This window comes from Brevibacillus ruminantium (genome assembly GCF_023746555.1).
GTDB classification, from domain to species: domain Bacteria; phylum Bacillota; class Bacilli; order Brevibacillales; family Brevibacillaceae; genus Brevibacillus; species Brevibacillus ruminantium.
Map to the genome: position 1 here is coordinate 835,205 of NZ_CP098755.1, position 20,079 is coordinate 855,283.

The window sequence follows — 20,079 nt, forward strand, 5'->3', positions numbered from 1 at the left end:
CAGAACCTATTACAAATCCGCTGAAGCTGAGCTTCTCAGCATGAAACACACTTCCTACGGTTTTGACGTGCTAGCGTTGGTTGGTCAGCTTCGGTTTAAGCAACATATGACAATCGGCGAAATTACGGAAACGTTGAATCAGCGCGGGGTAACCACGTCAGAACGCAATTCTCAGCGGTTGTACGAACGTTATCTTACCTTGCTCCGCGCTAGCGTGACGGATCACGTCAAGCAAGCACTCAAGCAAGTTGTTCAGGACCGTGGCGGTATCATGATTTCCATGGACGGTGTTCAGCCCGAGAAAGGCAATGAGACGCTCTATGTCATACGAGAAGTATTCAGCGGAACGATCCTGTCTGCACAAAATCTAAAGAGTAGCTCCGCAGAAGAACTTAAGAAACTCATCCTGCCTGTTATCGAACTGGGATTTCCCATCATCGGGATCGTTACGGATGGTCAACAATCCATCCGAATGGCCATGGAATCGTTACTGCCGGACGTGCCGTACCAATACTGCCAATACCACTATCTAAAGGACATTGCAAAGCCTGTTGTCGATTTAGACCGCAAGCTCAAGACAGGAATCAAGAAGAGCCTCCGTGGTATTCGCGAAGTCGAGAAGCGAATCGAAAACGATGCCTCTACAGAAGCAGAGGTGGCAAAAGATTACGTGGCGGCCATTCGTTCTGTGCTCCTCGAAGACGGCAATCCCCCACTCGATCTACCGGGCATACGTGTTTATGAAAATGCTAGAGCCATTCAGGCTTCCCTCGAACGATGCCTGAGTAAAAAAGGGGCCCTCTCTGCTCAAAAACCTAATCAGAATTTTCGATAAATTGGATGATTTTGAAGAGCAATATGCTACCGTGATGCGCTGGTCCAAACCGATTCACCACGTTGCCGGGATCTTGAATCCAAGCATAGATAAACGAAGTGAAACGGTTCGATTTCATATGCAGCATCTGTTAGATTGGGTTGAACAGACGTACACCAGCAAAGACGACTTGCCAATGGTTGCAAATCTGAAAAGCTACTCCCGAGGGTTTTGGAAAGGCCTGTTTACGTGTTACGACCATCCGCATGTCCCACGAACGAACAACGACCATGAGCGTTTCTTCCGCCAGACGAAGACCCGGCATCGACGGATGACGGGTCTGAGAAGTTGGAACGAATATATCCTCCGAAGTGGTGAAATGGTCGTATTTGTCGATGACGCACTTCACCAGAGTAATGTGTTAAGTAGACTTCAGTCTGTAAACTACCTTGATTTTAAAAATGAACGCCTGCGTTGGTCTGCTCGTTTGAGTGAAGCTACCAAACGCAGACGATTCCGAACGAATCCAAGTGTGTACCTGGAACAGGCCGAAAATGCTTACTGTATGTTAATTGGTCAGTCGTAGTTTTTTTTTGAATTCTGCTGTAAAGGTACGTCGTTGTTGTTTTGGCATTGTAGAGATCCGCTCCTTAGGATGATAGGTTTATTCTACAAGCCCTCATTTTTATTGTCCAACTAAGTGTAGACGATCCAGTTCCGATTTTGCCCTGAAAATGTAGCGGATAGTAGAGGGACAAAACATCTCCCTCGTAGCTCTTTGACAACCGAATACAATCTTATCCGGTACGTTCCCCGCATGGCCTGGAAGGATAGCCAAATTGCAGGCGCGCCACGACCATTTTGCCAATTCTTATTTTCGCATGTTTTTTCATCAGAAGCGGTAAACTGCGAGCGATTTTGCCCATGCAATACATAAAGGGTGGTTCCATTTAAGGCGAAGACCCATGCGGAGGGATAATGATACTTCCGTCCAGCCACAGTTCAGCGCAATGGGGGCGGCTTGCAGCGATCCTGGAAGAGGTTTGAAGCCTATGAGGACGGCTAACCACTGTCCGCCGGATAGGGTTATTGGAAGAGAAGCAACCAAAACAGAGGCGGAAACAGAGATGCGCACACGCGGTTATGTTTGTTGCGCATCTCTGTTTTTCAGCTTTGCTGGATTAATGGGAGGTAGCTATGAACCATAAACTCATCCGGTACAGTATGCAAATCGCTATGATAAGGCAGCTACTGGCATTATCTTTGATTACCGAAAACGAATTTCATTTGATAAAGAACAAAACGATGCGGGATTACGGCATCATTTCGGACCTTACTTCTTGATTCGCACATTTGTCGGTCCGCCCATCTCTTATTAAACTGATAGCGAGTAAATAAGAATGGAGGACAACACCATGGCTCTTGAAGTGGAAGTGATTAAAGCAAGTCGGAAAATATCGGATCGCAACGCCGGAAAGTTATCGGATGTTCTTCGCGTCGCCCCTTATGCCCGCGTAAGTACCGACACTGAGGAGCAATTGAACAGCTACAAGTCGCAAGTCGCCTATTATACCGATCTCGTAAGCAAACGCAGCGACTGGGTGCTGGTTGATATTTATGCGGATGAAGCCATAACCGGGACACAGGTAACGAAGCGCGAGGATTTTCAACGCATGATTAACGATTGCATGGACGGGAAAATTGATATGATCATCACGAAGTCTATCTCCAGGTTTGCGAGAAACACGCTGGATACGTTGAAATACGTTCGAATGTTGAAAGAAAAAAACATCGCCGTATTTTTTGAAGACGAGAATATCAATACGCTGACGATGGACGGCGAATTGTTGCTTGTCATTCTAAGTTCCGTAGCGCAGCAGGAAGTGGAGAACATCTCCGCCAACGTGAAAAAAGGTTTGAAAATGAAAATGAAGCGCGGCGAACTGGTGGGCTTTCAAAGTTGTTTGGGATACGATTACGATGTGAATACGAAAAAGATATCCGTTAATCAAGAAGAAGCCGAAATCGTCCGCTATATTTTTGAACGATATACATCGGGGATCGGCGCTTACGTTATTGCAAAGGAACTGACTGAGGCGGGACATAAAACCAAGTACGGAAGAGTCGAATGGCAGGACACAACCGTTCTTGGTATCATAAAGAATGAGAAGTACAAAGGCGATTTGTTGCAAGGAAAGACATTTACCGTCGATCCAATTTCCAAGAGAAGACTGGACAATTACGGCGAGGAAGATCAGTTTTATGTCAAAAATCATCACGAGCCGATTGTCAGCGAAGAAGTTTTTGAAAAGGCGCAGGACATATTGCATCGAAGAGGCGAGAATCGCCGCCGCGGCGCAAAAGGCAAGCGGGACAAGTACAGCAGGAAATTTGCTTTCAGCAGCAAGTTGGAATGTGCTTTCTGCGGAAGCAACCTCTCGCGGCGGAACTGGCACAGCGGAACCCCGCATGAGAAGGTGATTTGGCAGTGCGTGACAGCCACGAAAAAAGGGAAGAAATACTGCTCTCGCAGCAAAGCTTTGGAGGAAAAGCTGATTGAGGGTGCTTTTGTCGAATCTTACAAATTGGTGTGCCGCAACAATTCGGATGTGCTGGACGAGCTTATGAAAAGAATGGAGTCCGTGTTTAGCGACCAGAATAATCAAAAGCGACTGAACAAAATTATCAGCGATATTCAGGCCACGGAGCAAAAACGTTGCAAACTGATTGATTTGTGCCTGGATGAGAAAATAGACAGGGCTACTTACGAACAGAAGTATGCGGAACTCGATACTTCGCTTACTAAATTGCTCGAAGAAAAGGAACAGTTGGAGCAATCCGCGCAAGATGAAATTAACTTGGGGAAACGGCTTGAACATTTTCGCAAAGTGCTTCAAACGAATGAAGTTCTGACCGCATTCGACCGGAACGTATTCGAAAGCATTGTCGATAAAGTGATTATTGGGGAGAACCCCGATCAAGGTAGTCCCGAGCCGTACAAATTGACCTTCGTATATAAAACAGGCTTTCATAACAGCATCCATAGCAAGATGCACAAGCAAAAAAAGTCCTTACGAAATGAAAGGGGGAAAATGCCTTCCTATTCCGAGCACAACACATGTGGAGAGTGTGGTTTTGTTGGTGAGGGAATAGTTGTAGAAAGCAATTTCAGTCATCTCAAAGCATAAACAGTCGTACAAAAGCATAAAGAGTCGTGCTGTCAGCCGAGCGAGAAGCGGGTATCCACTCCTGTTTTTCCTCGGCTTTTTTCTCTGTTTTAAAAGGGTCGCAAGACCCGTAAATGCAGGGGAAAGCTGATGACGGGGAGGAAAGGGAAATGCAAGCGGGGCAAGGGTTTCGAACGTTTTTCTCCTGTTCTATCTCGATCATTTCCTTCGATTTTCTTTATTCCTATCCCCAGCTTTTTCCCTGCTCTTTTCCTGCCCTCACGTGCTGACTTTAATTGCTTTTTTGACCCCGATTCTGCTCGTCCTGAACTCGATTTTTACCCGTTTCTCATCACGACTATAATTGCAGGGAGGATTTGGGGATAGGGGGTAGGGAGAGAGGGAAAAGCCTTGGGGCTGTAAGATGGAGAGTCGTTGGGGGAAAGGTTTCATGGGTAGGATGACTTTAATTGAAATGCACAATAGTTATTGAAAACAATCAAAAATCAGGCATCTCTAAACTTAAATAATATGCCTAAAGCATAAATCGCTTGCATTAGAGCCGAGAGAAATTCAGGTTATCCATTCTGTGTTTCCTCGGTTTTTTCTTATAGTCATATTGTGTATGGAGCAATACAGATCAAAACGATATAAAATAATACAATATGTGTTTATATTATTTGACCTACTATTATCTATCAATTAAGGAGCAATCGTCATGGAGGGATAATGTTGATCAATTATGATTATCACAAATTACTAGAACCTATGGAGTTTCAAGAATTGTCTAGAGATATTGTACAAATGAGAGATAATATTTTTTTGGAGTCGTATAAAGAAGGGAAGGATGGAGGGGTTGATGGAGGGTGCTTTCACCAAAATAATAGAATTATTCTTCAGGCTAAAAGATGGAAGAGTGGGAGCGCCTTATATAGCTATCTCAAAAATAACGAGAAAGAAAAAGTCGAAAAATTAAATCCTGACAGGTATATCTTGACAATCGCGACGGATCTTTCACCGCCTGAAAAAGAAAAAATTAAAGCATTATTTCATCCTTATATAAAAAGTAGTGATGATATTCTTTGTGAAAAAGATTTTAATAATTTGCTCGGGCAAGACAAGTATAAGTCGATTCATGAAAAATATTTAAAATTATTGGTCCCGAATACTTATGTTTTAAAAAATATGTTAAACAGTGCGCTGCACGGTGTGTTGTTACATGAATCCGCAAGAGAATTCGAGGAAGCTTTAAGAAGAGCAGAAGTATTCGTGGAGACCAGACCATATAAAATTGCATTAAAAAAACTTGAGGCAAAGAAAGTAGTTCTTATTTCTGGCGAACCTGGGGTAGGGAAGACCTCCATTGCCTATCATCTTGGAAGATATTTCATTCGAAACAAAGGATATGCTGCCTTCTATTGGGTTAAATCGGTAGACGATATTTATGTAGCGTTACGAAGTGAAGGAAAAAAAGTAATTGTATTTGATGATTTTTGGGGGAGCATTTTTCAAGAAAGTTCAATTGCGGGAAAAGATGAGCAGCGGTTGGCTAAAATTATTGAACGAATAAAGGATGACAATCACAGCGTCTTAATACTGACAACTAGGGAATATATTTTAAAACAAGGTTTTAAAAAACATGCGGATCTAAAAGAAGTCGTTGAAAAGTATAAGCTTGAATGTAGATTGGATCAATATAGAGATGTTGAAAAAGTTAAGATTTTTTTTGGACATTTAATGCAGTCAAAATTAACTTGGCAACAAACAGAAAAACTATTTCATAAGCACAGAGAAATAGTAGACCATGCTAATTTCAACCCAAGAGTTATTGAAATGTTCCTAAGGAATGTAGATATAGAACTACATCCTCGAGAATGCATGGAAAGTTTTTGGGGGTATTTAGAGTGTCCGGAAAATTTTTGGAAATCAATATTTAGTAGCCTACCTACTGAAGCAAAGTTATTATCTGTTATTTTATTAATTTCTCCAATACCGATCCAGAGTAATCATCTGGAAGAAATTTATAGCAGATGCCTGAATCAAATGGGGAATGTTATTGAAAAAAAGAGTTTTCAGGAATGCATTTCAGAATTAGAGAGAACGGTTATTAAATCGCTAGTAGATGAGGAAGAAAGTAGGGTTATTATTAAATTTCAAAACCCTTTAGTACAAGAATATTTACATAGCTACTTAAAACATCATATAGATCATTATTTTGATGTTTTATTTTTTGGAATATGTTATTACAATCAATTAGCATATTTATTATCTAATTTCTCTAATGATCTATCAGAGGAGAAGTATAGAAAATTATTTCGGAAGTGTATTGATAATTTTGAATCTATGCCTAAAATAACAATAGATTTTATTGATTATTTAGATGATAACGAGTTTGAATACTTCGTGGATAAAATAAGAGAAAATAGTACATTTCATCAATTTTTTGACTTGATATGGTGTTATGAGAATAAGCAGTTAACCGAGTATCAAGTCTTTTTTGAAGATTATATACATCACATCAATAGTCAATTGGGAAACTTTGATCTAGAAATAAAAAATACAGATCTTGATATTTATCCTCATGTGATAGAAAAGTGTGTTGCGATTGGAATTTCTTTTAATGGCTTCAATATTATTAAATTGTATTACAACAGAATATGTTATGAAGATCGTGCTCTTGAAATCAATAAGTTTAAGGGAATTTTCCCCGAAGAGTATCAATTATTCCTTATTAATTACGGAGAGGATATAAAATATTATTTGGAAGAATACTACATTAAAAAACTGCATTATTATTCTGAAATAAACGATATAAAATATTGTAAATATTTGTGTTCCGAAATACCTAAGCAGTTGGATCAGTACGGAATTGCCTATACAATTGAATTTAGAGCTATAATTGAAGATTTAATGAGTTCATTGGACGAAGCTGCAGCGGGGACGGAAGAATATGACGACGATCAAGAGGAGGTTCAAATCGATGAATCAGAAATAGCGTATAATGAGATCGTTGATGTTTACGAAGAACATATTTTAGGTAATGTGAATTATTTCTGGGAAGATGATTTACATGATTTTATTCGAAATAGTGCAATGAGTAAGTCTTTAAAAAATGAATTACTAGCATTGGAAGAAAAGGATGAATATTGGTATATTCATGAATTTTTGAAAGATGAAGAGTCGTTTTTGTTTCTGGAACAAAGTTTAATACAAAATGAAGAACTATATAAGTATGCGATGTTCTTTACTTTTCAGTTAATTGGTAATATGTCAATTCGTAGTGATATACCCACAAAACAATTCATTGGATTTCTTATAGAAGTATGTCCGGATATTATGTATCGTGAAAATGCAATGTTAACCAAAGAAGAAATCATATCTACGGCAGCCTTCAGATTATATTTTGAGGACGAAGAACGTGATTTTGAAAAATTAGTAAACAGCGGATTGTTTGTTGAACGAGGAAAATGGTACGAATTAGTCAATATTCTTCTTGTTATGATGCCGTATGGTTTGTTTATTACAAATTTGGTGCAGGTAGAAAAAATTGATTATTATAATTCGATGAATACGGGAGAAGAATGGCCAGTATTTCGAGTAAGAAAAAAGAGAAAAAGTATAGTGGCTGACCACACCTTTACAGCGGATATAGGATTCTATTATTTTAAAAATTTTAATTGGGAAAGAATCTATTTTAAGATGTTTTTTGAGTTAGATCGAGCGGATTATCTTGAGTATTACTTGGTACCAATGGCTCAAAGTTATTTCCAGGAAGTTAAGAGGGATACGACTCTGGAGACAATTGCAACTGTTTTTAAAGATTTGCAATTCACGATAGATATTGATAAGAATGGTGAAATTGTTGGTAGTCAGATGTCTTTTTGTCCATTGTGGAGGATCATTGAAAGTCTTGATATTGCGGATATTTTTGAATTAATCCCTAATGATTTCTCGGAGGAGCAAATGAAATATGTTGCTAAAAATAATGAAATAATACAGGAAAGAAATAGAGGAATATATCGTATTAATCTTGGAAAACTAGAGAATATAGAGGTACTTACTAAATTGGGAATAGATAAAACTGTTCAGGAAGTCTTTGGAAAAATATGTGAAGTTCTGAAGGTTTGTTAGTCAGGTCAAGGTAATTTTTAAATGTATTATTGATGCTGAGGCGGTTAAGGCTGCAGATGGTCTTGGATATCGCGTGTAGATACGCCTTTGGCATAGAGGGCGAGAATTTGATCTTCGATCCCTGTGATATTGGACTGATGTTTATTCACAATAGTCGGCTCAAAATCACCCTCTCGATCCCGAGGTACTTGGATGTCAACATCCCCGTACTCAGAACGGACGGTTTTCTTGCTGTATCCATTGCGGCTGTTGGTTGTCCGCTTGTTTTTCATGTCATGCTTGGCGTATCCAAGAGAGGACTCGATTTCAGCTTCCAGCATTTCTTGGATCGTGTCTGCGAATAGATCCTTTAACGCTGACTGTACGTCGTCATGTTTTTCTCTTTGATCCATTGCTTGATCTGCTCTTTTGACATCATAAAAATCTCCCAACCTTTCTACTCCTAATTGTAGTTTAGAGGTTGAGAGTTTACACAGAATTTTTTACAGACTCCAGTCTTGGGTAAATAATCATGCACATGCATTGAGAACTTTAGGCGGTATTACTGTAGATTATTTAAATATTTGCCTATCATACTATGATTTTATCCCTTTAACTTCAGGCTCAACAGGAAGGCGTAAATTGACACAGGCCGCTTTAATGGATGCAGAAATTTTACTTCCACCTTTGGAAGAGCAGCAGGAAATAGTTAATATTATTTATCAGGTAACTACAGGTATTGGTAATACTTGGGAGCATTATCTTGAAGTACAAAGGAATGTAGATACAATTACCCAATCCATCCTCTTCAAAGCATTTCGGGGTGAACTAGGAACGAACAATTCAAAGGCAGAAAACGCGATCGAATTATTAAAAGAGACTTTAGCACAACAGTTGAAATAACAAGTTGGGAATGCCTATGGCGTTCCTTTTTTATTAAATATATGAATCAGACGATTGTCGAATCCTGTAAGGAAAAGACGATAGAATCATGTAGGAAAAAAGTCCTTTTTGTAAGATAGTGTAAGAAGAGTTACCAAGTACAATTAATGTTGAATATTTAATGGAGGTCGTCTTTATGTACCTGCTTATCGGTTCAGATAATCACTTGTATTTGAAAGAAGACATTGAAAGAATGGACCCTTCTAGGAACGATAAAAGAAATCCTCTAGATGCAAGAGATGATTTTGAACGGGATCATGGTCGCATCGTACATACCTCCGCATTTAGGAGGTTGCAAGCTAAAACTCAAGTAATTGGCCCTGAAGAGGGTGACTTCCACAGAACAAGGCTTACTCATTCAATGGAAGTTGCACAGATCGCGCGGGGTATAGCTATTCATTTAAACAAGAATTCAAAAGTTCTTAGAGAGGCTGGAAAAATCGATATTTCCCTTCTTGAATCTGCTGCTTTAGCACATGATTTTGGACATCCTCCATTTGGTCATCAAGGAGAACGTGCATTAAATGAAATGATGCTCGAATATGGGGGTTTTGAAGGAAATGCTCATACATTTAGATTGTTAACAAAGCTTGAAGGTGATAAAGAATTTGGATTAAATCTTACAAGAGCTACTTTATTGGCTACCCTTAAGTATCCTGTAATTTATGAGGAATTAGTTAATCCAGGGGTTTACTCAGGAAATAATCATTTCAAACCACCCAAAGCAAGTGTTTTTGAAGAAGATAGAGATGCTTTCGAATGGTTGTTGTCAGGCTTTAGTGATAATGACAGGGTAATTTACACGGACATTGATAAAACTATAGTTGATGAGAAAGGTAAACCAATACACAAAAAGTCAAAGAATAAGACCTTAGAGTGCTCAATAATTGAGATAGCAGATGATATTGCTTATGCGACTCATGATTTAGAGGACTCTTTAAAACTAAGACTAATAAAAATAAATGAATTAAAAAATTTGCTGCAGGTTCAATTAGGTACTGATTCAAAACTTTTAGAGTTAATAAAAGAAATACCTAATGATGTAAGTGAGTCAAACTTTTCATTCAAATTAAAAGAATTATTTGCATATTTGATATCTATGCTTATTACAAATGTTGAAATATTAGAGGATAATCAATTTGCTAGTCCTAGGCTTAGGTTTAAAGCCATATTATCAGCTAGATTGAAGGATTTAACAGATGTTTTAAATGATAATCTTGTTTATGAAGAAGTTATCCTATCACAGAGAGTCCAGACTATCGAATGGAAGGGAGGACAAATTGTAAGAAAATTATTCACAGCAATGATGAATGAAAAAAATCTCCTCCCGAAAAATGATAGGGAAAAATGGAGCTCTAAAACTCCAAGACAACAAGCACGTTTAGTTTGTGATTATATTGCAGGAATGACTGATTCCTTTGCAGCAAAAATGTACTCAAGGTTATACGAAGCAAAAGCGGGAAGATTATTTGATATTTAATAATTATCTTATAGAGTTGATAGGTTGAAGACGAAATCAATAGATTAATGATGAGAGGCGAAAGGTAAGTGAGAGAGCAATGATATGGTACAACGGGGTAGTAATTGACACATGTGTGTGGATCGATATAGCTAATAACAAAGAAGAGAAGTTCCTTAAGACCTTGGAAAATCTCAGTGCAACGAAATTCCTCAAGCTTGTTATTCCGGAGCAAGTGCGAATTGAATGGAATAAGAACAAAGAGGAAAGAATTGTTTTGGAAAAAAACAGATTATTTGAGAGTTTACTAAACACCATTAATAACTTCAAAAGAAAATGTAGCAATGAAAAGAACGCAGAACTTATTGCTCTATTAAATTCGGTAGGGGATGTTATTAACCGTGATCAACCTCAAATTATTTCAGAATATGTGTCACTCACAGAAAGAATTGATACGTTAATAAATCATCCGAATAGTATACAATTAAATGATTCTGTAGATGTTAAAAATCTTGCTATTGATTTTGCTTTAGAGAAAAAGGCACCGTTTCAAAGAAAGTGTTTATGGCAGACTAAAAATGTAGGTTATGGCAGTTAATTTATGCAGACCCGTAGGGGCTGCATAAATTAAAAAACCACTTGCCAACATCCCCTTATCAAAATACACTCCTGTTGGGCATTACAGACGACGGGAGGTATAAAGTTAGGAGATGTTAGCAGTGGCAGAAATTAATTATATCAGGCATGAGGCAAACAAAAAAGGGCGAGCTTATAGCAAGATTGCCAAACAAATGAATCGTGATTCAAGGACGGTTCAGAAGTATGCAGAAATGGATGATTTCAATCTACAAGAAAAGCCCAAGCAAATTCGAAAAGCTAGAGTCATGGAGCCCGTTAAACCTATTCTTGATCAATGGATCAAAGAGGACTTGAACAAGAAAAAGAAGTTCCGAAGAACAGCACAACGCTTGTTCACGCAATTAGTGGAGGAATACCAATTTACAGGATCATCTCGCTCTGTCAGACAATATGTTTCCCAACGTAAGCACCAGTTAGCGGAGACAAGTGATGCTGCGGCATTGCCATTGGAAACGAGACCTGGATCAGCTCAAGTTGATTTTGGAGAAGCACCATTCAAATATCAGGGAGAAAGTGTTACCTTGCCATTCCTCGTTCTCTCGTTTCCTTATAGCAACACGTTCTACTTTCAAGTTTTCCAGTCTCAGAATCGAGAATGCTTTCTGGAGGGATTAAAGCGTATCTTTCACTATATAGGTGGAGTTCCAAAGGTCATTCGATTTGATAATTTATCACCAGCGGTGAAAAAGATCATGCCAAATGGTCAGCGTGAACTGACGGAGGAATTTCAAAACTTCGTTTTTCATTATGACTTTGAATACGAGTTTTGCAATCCCGGTAGTGGCAATGAAAAAGGGCACGTAGAGGCGATGGTCAAGTACGTTCGCAACAACTTCCTGCTTCCTGAGTTGCAGATACACAATCTTGATCAGCTAAACGAAACCCTTTGGAAAAAAGCCGAGAAAGATCGGGAGAGACCTCATTATGTGAAAGAAACCATGCTTTCCGAACTATATTTGGCAGACAAGGAACACCTTCTTCAATTACCTGCCAAAGAGTTTGATTGTATCCGATATGAACGAGTAAAAGCGGATAAATACGGATATATCCGAGTCGAAAATAAACTCTACTCAACGTCTCCCCGTTTTGCCAAATGTATGGTTTTGGCAAAGATCTCATTTGACCGAGTCGATATTTTAACTGAAGAATATGAGCTGATCGTACAGCATCCCAGGCTGTATGGCAAAGAGCCAAAATCAGTGATTTGGCAGCCATATTTGATATTGATGGCAAAACGGCCAACTGCTATTAAATACACAAGTTTTTATGAACAATTGCCAATCGAATGGCAAGTCTATCTCTCGAATTGCACGGTCCCAGAGAAGCAAGAAGCTCTCCAGCTACTATCCGTCATTTTAAAAAACGATGATATGAAAATACCCACGCAAGCTTTGCAGCTTGCCTCTGAGAATGGTCACCCAGCCGTTGATTCTATTAAGCAGATCTATTATCAACTCATGAATGGCCGTGGACAAAGGGATACCATCCAACCGAAAGGTTTTGTTCCTGCCGTTCCAACAGCCACTAGAGGATTAGCCCATTACAATGAATTTTTTAAGGGAACGGGAGGTCATCACTAGTGGATGCATTGATAAAAGAATATTCAAAGCGTCTCAAGTTGAGTTGGGTTCGGCAACATTTCCATGAGGTTGAAGCTACTACAAATGAAGAGTACTTACTCAAAATACTAGAAAACGAGATACAACAACGAGAAGTACGGAAAATCAATCTGCTCTTTAAACAATCTTCCTTGCCAAGAATAACAGGAAAGCCATTTGAATGGGGTCATATTCAGATGGGACAAGGTCTCACGCAGGATCATATCCTTCATGGTGGATTTATAGAGGAGAAAGAAAATCTGATCTTTTATGGCGGTGTGGGAACGGGGAAAACGTACTTATCCACTCTGATTGGCTTAAATGCCATTCAGCAGCAAGGGAAAAAGATAAAGTTCTTTACTGTCGCTGGATTAGTCAATCGGCTGCTAGACGCTCACGAGACTGGCTCGTTGAGCCGATTCTTTAACCATATTGAGAAGCTAGATCTGTTAATACTCGACGAACTGGGGTATATTCCTCTGCATAAACAAGGTGCAGAACTGCTATTTCAGATTATCTCCATGTGCTACGAAAGAAAAAGTATTATTATCACGACCAATCTACAGTTTGGCCAATGGAATCATATATTTGGTGATCCAATTTTAACAGAGGCAGTTATTGATCGCTTGATTCATCACTCTCATTTGATCGTCTTCAATGGCGAAAGCCATCGATACAAAGAATCGCTATTACACGGTAAATAATTTAGGGGTTGGCAAGTGGTACATTTTTAATTGCCATTTGCTACATTTCTTACTTGCCAAAAACAGAAAGAATAGTATGGCTGATGCCCTTATTTTTTTCAGCACTATAGAGTATAGTGCACTTAAGAGGGAGTCGGGTGGTGTTACAATGTTTATAACAAAAAACCATACTGATTTTGGTAATAAGGAAAATAGCAATCTTCATGAACATTTGGAGGAATTAGCTGTTCAAGAGGGAGCGGAGTTAGAGTATTATAATTGTTTACGTAAAGCGGTAGAAGCTTTACAAAATACAAGTGACGACTGGGCTTCCGTAATTTATGAATGGGAAGAGGAAGAAAGAAATAGGGAAATAGAGTCCCGAAGAATACTTTCATTTATAGGTACTTGTGATGATTGCAATAAAGAAAATCAAATGGGTTACTACCTGTATAATTCATGGGATGTACCTGTAATGGCTTATTGTGAAAAATGTTATGGTAGGAAAAAATATTAGGTCTTGCTGAATGATCAAGTTCCTAAGGTTTTACAAGGGTTTAGGCGCTCACGGAGTTTCGAGAGGAGATCGAGCAAGACGTGTGTGAACGACTGTTTGTGTTCCAAGCCAGGTAAGTCAGCTCGGTGGAACTGTCACACAGCTAGCTGATTCGAAAAAGCATGAGAGGGAATTGGCTCGAAAGGTACAATAAAACTAAGCGAACAGTTGATGAGGCTCCATGCAAAGCCCGTGCATAAATATAAAGTCATGCCGTATGAACATGAAAATACTTGCTGCAAAATTGAACATTTCTCGATTGCCAAAAACAAGGGGTGGAGACAAATGGTGACAAGTTGGTGTGAAACTGGTGATAAAGTGTAACAACAGCCATCCTTAATTAACATAAAAGAACAAAATGCGAATGCTTAAAACCAAGTAAAATCAAGGGTTCAACGGATTATAACAGATTGTATCGTAAAGCTGTATTGACCCGCATACGGGGCATGTGGAGTCAGTGGCGTTGTTGACCTATAAGGGGTTCGGAGCTCGATGATTTTATGTTAAATGTGAGCGTGGACCTGATCGATAGACATGTACGGCCTTCGCAGTCGGGAGAAGAGCGGAAAGCGCGAAACATCAAGCTTTTGCAGGAGCAGGGGATGGCCGATTAGATCTACCGCTACGACTGGGCTTGCGTCAATGCGAGAATAAACGGCAGGACTGTAGAGGGCGGGCTGAACGATGAGGTTGTATTGGAATGTCACAGGGCGCTGAATTGACTCGTCAACTACATGGAGGACGAGTGGGATGATGTGCGGACAGATACGTAAAGACGCATGATAAAAATGGTGGGAAGGATAAGCTGATGTCGTGGAAAACGATGTCAGCTTTTCTTTTCCGATAAAATTATCATGCGCTTGTTAGAATCGCGTGGCAGCAGACATCCACCTATGGAAAAAAGATGAAAAATACGTGTTGAATTTTCTTTAAATTTCGAATAGACTATTTTTAAGTAAATAACGACAGGATAACGACGTGTGTCGTTAGAAGAAGTCTCGAACAGGGAGGGGCGAAAGGTGTCAAACGACAGAATGGATTGTAGGGAAGTCAGCAGTAAGCATTTACCTGACAAAGACAAGGGGAATGATCAATTTGTTGCTCACAGCCGGGTGAGGACCTCATGAAGCAATATATTTTAAAAAGGCTGCTGTCGGGTGTCATTGTACTCTTTGGGCTCTCCGTTTTTACGTTTATGCTCATCCATTTCATCCCTGGCGATCCCGTGCGGATCATGCTTGGACAGCGGGCGACGGTGGAACAAATCGAGGCGCTGCGGGAAGAACTCGGGCTTAATAAGCCTCTCATCGTCCAGTATGTAAACTACGCGTCCGGTGTGGTCAAAGGGGATTTGGGGACATCACTAAAAACAGGGAGACCCGTGAGCACAGAAATCGCTGAGCGTTTTCCGGCGACCGCAAAAATGGCTGTGGCAAGTCTAGGGGTGGCGGTTGTTGTCGGAATTGGCCTCGGAGTTCTCGCAGCTAGATTTAAAGATACGTTTCTTGATGGTCTTATTATGACGTTTTCAACCTTTGGCATGGCTCTGCCGGGCTTTTGGCTGGGGCTGCTGGTGATTCTCGTGTTTTCTGTGCACTTGGGCTGGTTTCCGATCGCGGGAGGCACCGGATTTATGGATATCGTGCTGCCGGCGGTCACGCTCGGTACATTGATGGCGACGGCACTGAGCCGCCTAACGCGTGCGGGCATGGTCGAGGTCTTATCCAATGACTACATCCGAACGGCTCGGGCAAAAGGAATGGGGGAGCGGATCGTGCTGCTGCGCCACGCTTTTCGTAATGTGATGATCCCGATTGTGGCGGTCATCGGGCTGGAATTTGCGGGACTTTTGGGTGGCGCCGTCATTGTCGAGCAAGTATTCAACTGGCCGGGAATTGGAACTTTGGCGATTCAAGCCATCAGCTCGCGGGATTTTCCCATGATTCAGGGAACGACCTTGTTTATCGGGGCGATTTACGTCCTGGTCGTGATTTTGATTGACGTGCTGTACGCCATTCTCGATCCACGCATCGATTACACGACAAAAAGGGAGGGAGCGTAGCATGAGCGAGCTCAACAAAACGATTCCTGTCCGTTCGATATGGCGGAAGGAAAGGTCTCTGCCCCGCTTTGAACTGCTGGACAAGATCATGCAAAAAAGAAAAGCGAAATACAGCTTTTTCATGATGCTTGGGATCATGATCATTGGGATTATTGGTCCATGGATTGCTCCCCACGATCCGACCAAAACATATTACGAGGCATTCATGCAGGGACCCTCGGCGGAATTTTGGCTTGGGACGGATGCCATCGGTCGTGATATTTTATCGCGCCTGCTGCATGGAACCAGAGTGACGTTAACGGTAGCTGTGATGGCCTCTGCGATGACGTTTGTCGCCGGAACGCTGATCGGTGTAACCAGCGCCTATCTGGGAGGAATTTTTGACAACGTGATGATGAGGATCATGGACGTTTTGCTTGCACTGCCGGGGATTGTACTGGCCTTGGCGATTGTAGCAGCACTGGGACCCAGTCAGGAAAATGCGATGATTGCGATCGGGATCGCATCAATACCCGGTTTTGCCATCTTGGTTCGCGGAGCAGCTCTAACTGTCAAAGGCTCAGGGTATGTGGAAGCGAGCCGGTCAATCGGAAGCTCCAACTGGTGGATTATTATCAACCAAATGATTCCGAATATTTCGAATGTACTGATCGTTTATACGACGATGTTCATTGGAGGTGCAATTTTAGGTACGTCTGCACTCGGGTTTATTGGACTGGGAGCTCAACCCCCGACTCCCGAATGGGGAACGATGCTGAGTGAAGGCAAGGATTACTTGCGGGAAGCATGGTGGCTGGCGACGTTTCCGGGACTGGCGATTACGATTGTTGTCTTTACCGTCTACATGCTAGGCGATACCCTGCGCGATATTTTTGATCCGAAATCGTAAGGCCGCGAACGAAAAGTCGGCTTCCATTCATTTGCAAGGAGGAGAAACATGACAAACGTGCTGGAAGTATCCGGTTTGACAACCACGTTTGCAAAAAATGAAAAGGCTTTCAAGGTAGTGGACGATCTTTCTTTGTACGTGGAGAAGGGGGAAGCCTTGGGCATCGTAGGGGAGTCTGGCTGCGGGAAAAGTGTCGCCTCGCTCTCGATGATGCGCTTGCTTGGGAAAAACGGACAAATCGGGGGAAGCATTCAGTTAAACGGCAAGGAAATACTGGCGTTGGACGAAAAAGAGATGCAGAAAATCAGGGGAAAAGAAATGGCGATGATTTTCCAAGAGCCGATGACCTCTCTCAATCCTGTTTTGACCATCGGCAAGCAAATGAGTGAAGGAATCGAAAAGCATGAAGGAATGAAGCGCGCCCAGGCAAAGGAGAAAGTTGATCAAGCTGCTTACACAGGTAGGAATCTCACGGGCCAGTGAAATCTACCACGAGTACCCACATCGCTTGTCGGGAGGGATGAGGCAGCGTGTCATGATTGCGATGGCAATTGCCTGCAGCCCGAAGCTACTCATAGCGGATGAACCGACGACGGCTCTCGATGTGACGATTCAGGCGCAAATTCTCGATTTGATTCAAAAAGTACGCATGGAGATGGGCATGTCGCTGATCATGATTACTCACGATTTGGGTGTGGTCGCCGAGACATGTGACCGGGTTATGGTGATGTATGCCGGGCAGGTGATTGAATCGGCAGATGTGCGATCCCTGCTGCGCAACCCGAAGCATCCGTACACCATCGGGTTGATCCAGTCGAGTCCGCACAAAGCCAAAGGACAAAAGCGTCTGAACAGCATCGCTGGTAGCGTGCCGGCTCCGGACGAATATCCCAAGGGCTGTCGCTTTGCCCCGCGCTGTGACAAAGTCATGCCTGTCTGTCTTGAACAGAATCCGCGGCTGATGGCGGTGGACCAGCAGTCCCAGTGCAGATGCTGGCTGTATGAGGAAAATAGCGAGAGATCGGCGGTGAATGTATGACGACGCCAATCTTGGAAATAAAAAATTTGCAAAAACGGTTTCTATTGGGCAAAGGATGGTTCCAGCAACCGACCTACGTCCATGCAGTGAACGGAGTGAATCTAACCGTAAACGAAGGAGAAACATTAGGGATTGTCGGGGAGTCAGGCTGCGGAAAGTCGACGCTGGGAAGGTGCATATTGCGCCTGATAGAGCCGACTGAGGGAGAGATTGTTTTTCAAGGCAAAAACATACGGACCTTTCGCAAAGCAGATATGCACAACATCCGGCGGAACATGCAGATGGTGTTTCAAAATCCGTTTGATACGCTCAATCCCAAGCTGACCATCCAGCACATTTTAACCGAGCCGCTGATTGCCCATCGCATACCCAGAGAACAGCGAAAAGCACTGCTTGAAGAGACGATTGAAATTGTCGGCTTGAGCAAAAGGCATCTCACACGCTATGCCCACGAATTTTCAGGGGGACAAAGACAGCGGATCGGGATTGCACGGGCATTGATGCTCAGACCAAAGGTGATTATTGCCGACGAGCCAGTGTCCGCTCTGGATGTGTCGATCCAATCGCAGATTCTCAATCTGTTGCAGGATTTGCAAGAGCAGTTTTCTCTGACGTACCTCTTTATTTCTCATGATTTAAGTGTTGTTGAACATATTGCCGACAGAGTAGCCGTCATGTACTTGGGAGAAGTCATTGAGCAGGCGAAAAAAGAAGAGCTGTTTCGCAAGCCGTTGCACCCGTACGCGCAATCGCTGTTATCCGCTGTTCCAGTCTCTGATCCAGATGAAAAAAAGGAACGGATTATATTAACAGGAGACTTGCCCTCGCCCTCCAATCCTCCTGCGGGCTGCAAATTTCACCCGCGCTGCTGGGCGTGCATGGACGTATGCAAAAAGGAAGTGCCAGCTTTAAAAGAAGTAGAGGGAAGAATGGTTGCTTGTCATCTCTATTAGGTGCATGCGGCGAAAATAGAAAAACAATTGGCGGAGGTGTCATGGATCGATGTTGGACTCGCGTTTAACCAAATTGGCGGATGTGCTGGTGAACTATTCGACTCAAGTACAGCCCGGAGATCATGTACTGATTGAGGCAATTGAAATTGACACACCATTGATCAAGGAGCTGGTGAAAGCTGTTCATCAGGCAGGCGGACACGCTCATGTAAATCTGCAGGATCATTCTGTACAACGTCAGTTGTTGTTGTACGGAGATGCCATGCAGTTTAAGACTTGGGCAGAGATTGATCAATTTCGGATGGAGAAGATGCAAGCCTTTATCCTCATCGAGGGTGGAAACAACATCAACGAACTCTCGGATGTGCCCGACGAGCAGATGAAGCTGTTCGCTTCTTTTGCTAAAACAGTACGCCAGGTGCGGCTCCAGAAAAAATGGGTGTATCTGCGCTATCCCAATCCCGCTGTGGCACAGCTCGCGAACAAGAGTACAGAGGCTTTTGAAAAATTCTTCTTTGATGTCTGCACGATGGATTATGCCAAAATGGCCAAGGCTATGCTGCCACTAAAAGAGCTGATGGAAAAAACAGACCGAGTGAAAATCATTGGATCCGGCACAGAGCTTGCTTTTTCGATCAAAGGAATCCCGGCAGTTTTGGGCGCAGGCGAAAAAAATATTCCCGATGGTGAAGTGTTCACGTGTCCGGTTCGTGAATCGGTAAACGGTGTCATCACCTTTAACACGCCATCTCCCTATCAGGGCTTTACGTTTGAGAATGTGCGGCTGGAGTTTGCAAACGGAAAGATCGTAAATGCGACAGCCAATGATACGAAACGTCTGGAAGGCATTCTGGATACGGATGAAGGGGCACGGTATATTGGCGAGTTTGCGATTGGCGTAAATCCTTTCATACGAGAACCGATGAAGGACATTTTGTTCGACGAAAAAATTGATGGCAGCTTCCATTTCACACCAGGACAATGCTATGACGATGCTTCGAACGGAAACAATTCCAACATTCACTGGGATATGGTCATGATCCAACGGCCGGAGTACGGCGGAGGGGAAATCTGGTTCGATGATCGGCTGGTCCGCAAAGATGGACGCTTCGTGCTGCCGGAGCTGGAACCACTCAATCCTGAGAATTTGCGATAGAACGAGGGAAGC

General features: G+C 42.0%; 15 protein-coding genes and 2 pseudogenes. 16 read left to right on the plus strand and 1 reads right to left on the minus strand.

Annotated features, from left to right (window positions below; translation table 11 throughout):
* Positions 1–40 precede the first annotated feature (40 nt).
* The 4 genes from NDK47_RS04240 to NDK47_RS04260 all read left to right on the plus strand — a co-directional run bounded on the left by NDK47_RS04240 (position 41) and on the right by NDK47_RS04260 (position 8,112).
* Positions 41–835 carry a transposase gene (locus NDK47_RS04240; RefSeq protein WP_251873633.1) on the plus strand — a complete coding sequence of 265 codons (795 nt, stop codon included), beginning with the start codon at positions 41–43 and terminating at the stop codon, positions 833–835.
* Between the two features lies 1 nt (position 836).
* Complete coding sequence (locus NDK47_RS04245; RefSeq protein ID WP_171506468.1) at positions 837–1,400, plus strand: transposase; 564 nt, start codon at positions 837–839, stop codon at positions 1,398–1,400.
* Positions 1,401–2,229: 829 nt separating this feature from the next.
* A complete protein-coding gene (locus NDK47_RS04255; protein WP_251873634.1) occupies positions 2,230–4,002 on the plus strand; it encodes a recombinase family protein in 1,773 nt (590 codons plus the stop codon).
* 711 nt (positions 4,003–4,713) lie between these two features.
* Positions 4,714–8,112, plus strand: a complete 3,399-nt coding sequence (locus NDK47_RS04260; RefSeq protein WP_251873635.1) for an ATP-binding protein — start codon at positions 4,714–4,716, stop codon at positions 8,110–8,112.
* A gap of 50 nt (positions 8,113–8,162) precedes the next feature.
* On the opposite strand, the pseudogene NDK47_RS04265 reads toward NDK47_RS04260, so the two are convergent.
* Positions 8,163–8,485, minus strand: a pseudogene (locus NDK47_RS04265) (transposase); the annotation flags it as partial.
* Positions 8,486–8,634: 149 nt separating this feature from the next.
* On the opposite strand from NDK47_RS04265, the gene NDK47_RS04270 reads away from it, so the two are divergent.
* The 12 genes and pseudogenes from NDK47_RS04270 (at position 8,635) to NDK47_RS04325 (ending at position 20,067) form a co-directional block, all read left to right on the plus strand.
* Complete coding sequence (locus NDK47_RS04270) at positions 8,635–8,994, plus strand: restriction endonuclease subunit S (protein WP_251873636.1); 360 nt, start codon at positions 8,635–8,637, stop codon at positions 8,992–8,994.
* A gap of 175 nt (positions 8,995–9,169) precedes the next feature.
* Entirely contained in the window at positions 9,170–10,513 is a 1,344-nt protein-coding gene (locus tag NDK47_RS04275) for an anti-phage deoxyguanosine triphosphatase (protein WP_251873637.1), read from the plus strand.
* Between the two features lie 79 nt (positions 10,514–10,592).
* Entirely contained in the window at positions 10,593–11,090 is a 498-nt protein-coding gene (locus NDK47_RS04280) for a PIN domain-containing protein (protein ID WP_251873638.1), read from the plus strand.
* A 112-nt stretch (positions 11,091–11,202) separates the two neighbouring features.
* The gene (istA, locus tag NDK47_RS04285) at positions 11,203–12,711 is read left to right on the plus strand and encodes an IS21 family transposase (RefSeq protein WP_024985313.1); all 1,509 of its coding nucleotides are present in this window, start codon (positions 11,203–11,205) and stop codon (positions 12,709–12,711) included.
* Positions 12,711–13,433 carry an IS21-like element helper ATPase IstB gene (gene istB / locus NDK47_RS04290; RefSeq protein WP_122915621.1) on the plus strand — a complete coding sequence of 241 codons (723 nt, stop codon included), beginning with the start codon at positions 12,711–12,713 and terminating at the stop codon, positions 13,431–13,433. The genes istA and istB overlap by 1 nt, the downstream gene beginning before the upstream one ends.
* 148 nt (positions 13,434–13,581) lie before the next feature.
* Positions 13,582–13,929, plus strand: coding sequence for a hypothetical protein (locus NDK47_RS04295; protein ID WP_251873639.1), 348 nt, complete (start codon positions 13,582–13,584; stop codon positions 13,927–13,929).
* Between the two features lie 653 nt (positions 13,930–14,582).
* A complete protein-coding gene (locus NDK47_RS04300; RefSeq protein ID WP_256481570.1) occupies positions 14,583–14,690 on the plus strand; it encodes a DUF4272 domain-containing protein in 108 nt (35 codons plus the stop codon).
* A 401-nt stretch (positions 14,691–15,091) separates the two neighbouring features.
* Positions 15,092–16,030, plus strand: a complete 939-nt coding sequence (gene nikB / locus NDK47_RS04305; protein WP_251873640.1) for a nickel ABC transporter permease — start codon at positions 15,092–15,094, stop codon at positions 16,028–16,030.
* Position 16,031: 1 nt separating this feature from the next.
* Positions 16,032–16,919: an ABC transporter permease gene (locus tag NDK47_RS04310; protein ID WP_407653380.1), complete on the plus strand. Its 888-nt coding sequence runs from the start codon at positions 16,032–16,034 to the stop codon at positions 16,917–16,919.
* A 48-nt stretch (positions 16,920–16,967) separates the two neighbouring features.
* A pseudogene (locus tag NDK47_RS04315) lies at positions 16,968–17,958 on the plus strand (ABC transporter ATP-binding protein).
* The gene (locus tag NDK47_RS04320) at positions 17,955–18,911 is read left to right on the plus strand and encodes an ABC transporter ATP-binding protein (protein ID WP_251873641.1); all 957 of its coding nucleotides are present in this window, start codon (positions 17,955–17,957) and stop codon (positions 18,909–18,911) included. The pseudogene NDK47_RS04315 and the gene NDK47_RS04320 overlap by 4 nt, the downstream one beginning before the upstream one ends.
* Positions 18,912–18,960: 49 nt before the next feature.
* Positions 18,961–20,067 (plus strand): aminopeptidase, encoded by a 1,107-nt coding sequence (locus NDK47_RS04325; RefSeq protein WP_251873642.1) that lies wholly within the window; start codon positions 18,961–18,963, stop codon positions 20,065–20,067.
* Positions 20,068–20,079: the final 12 nt, after the last annotated feature.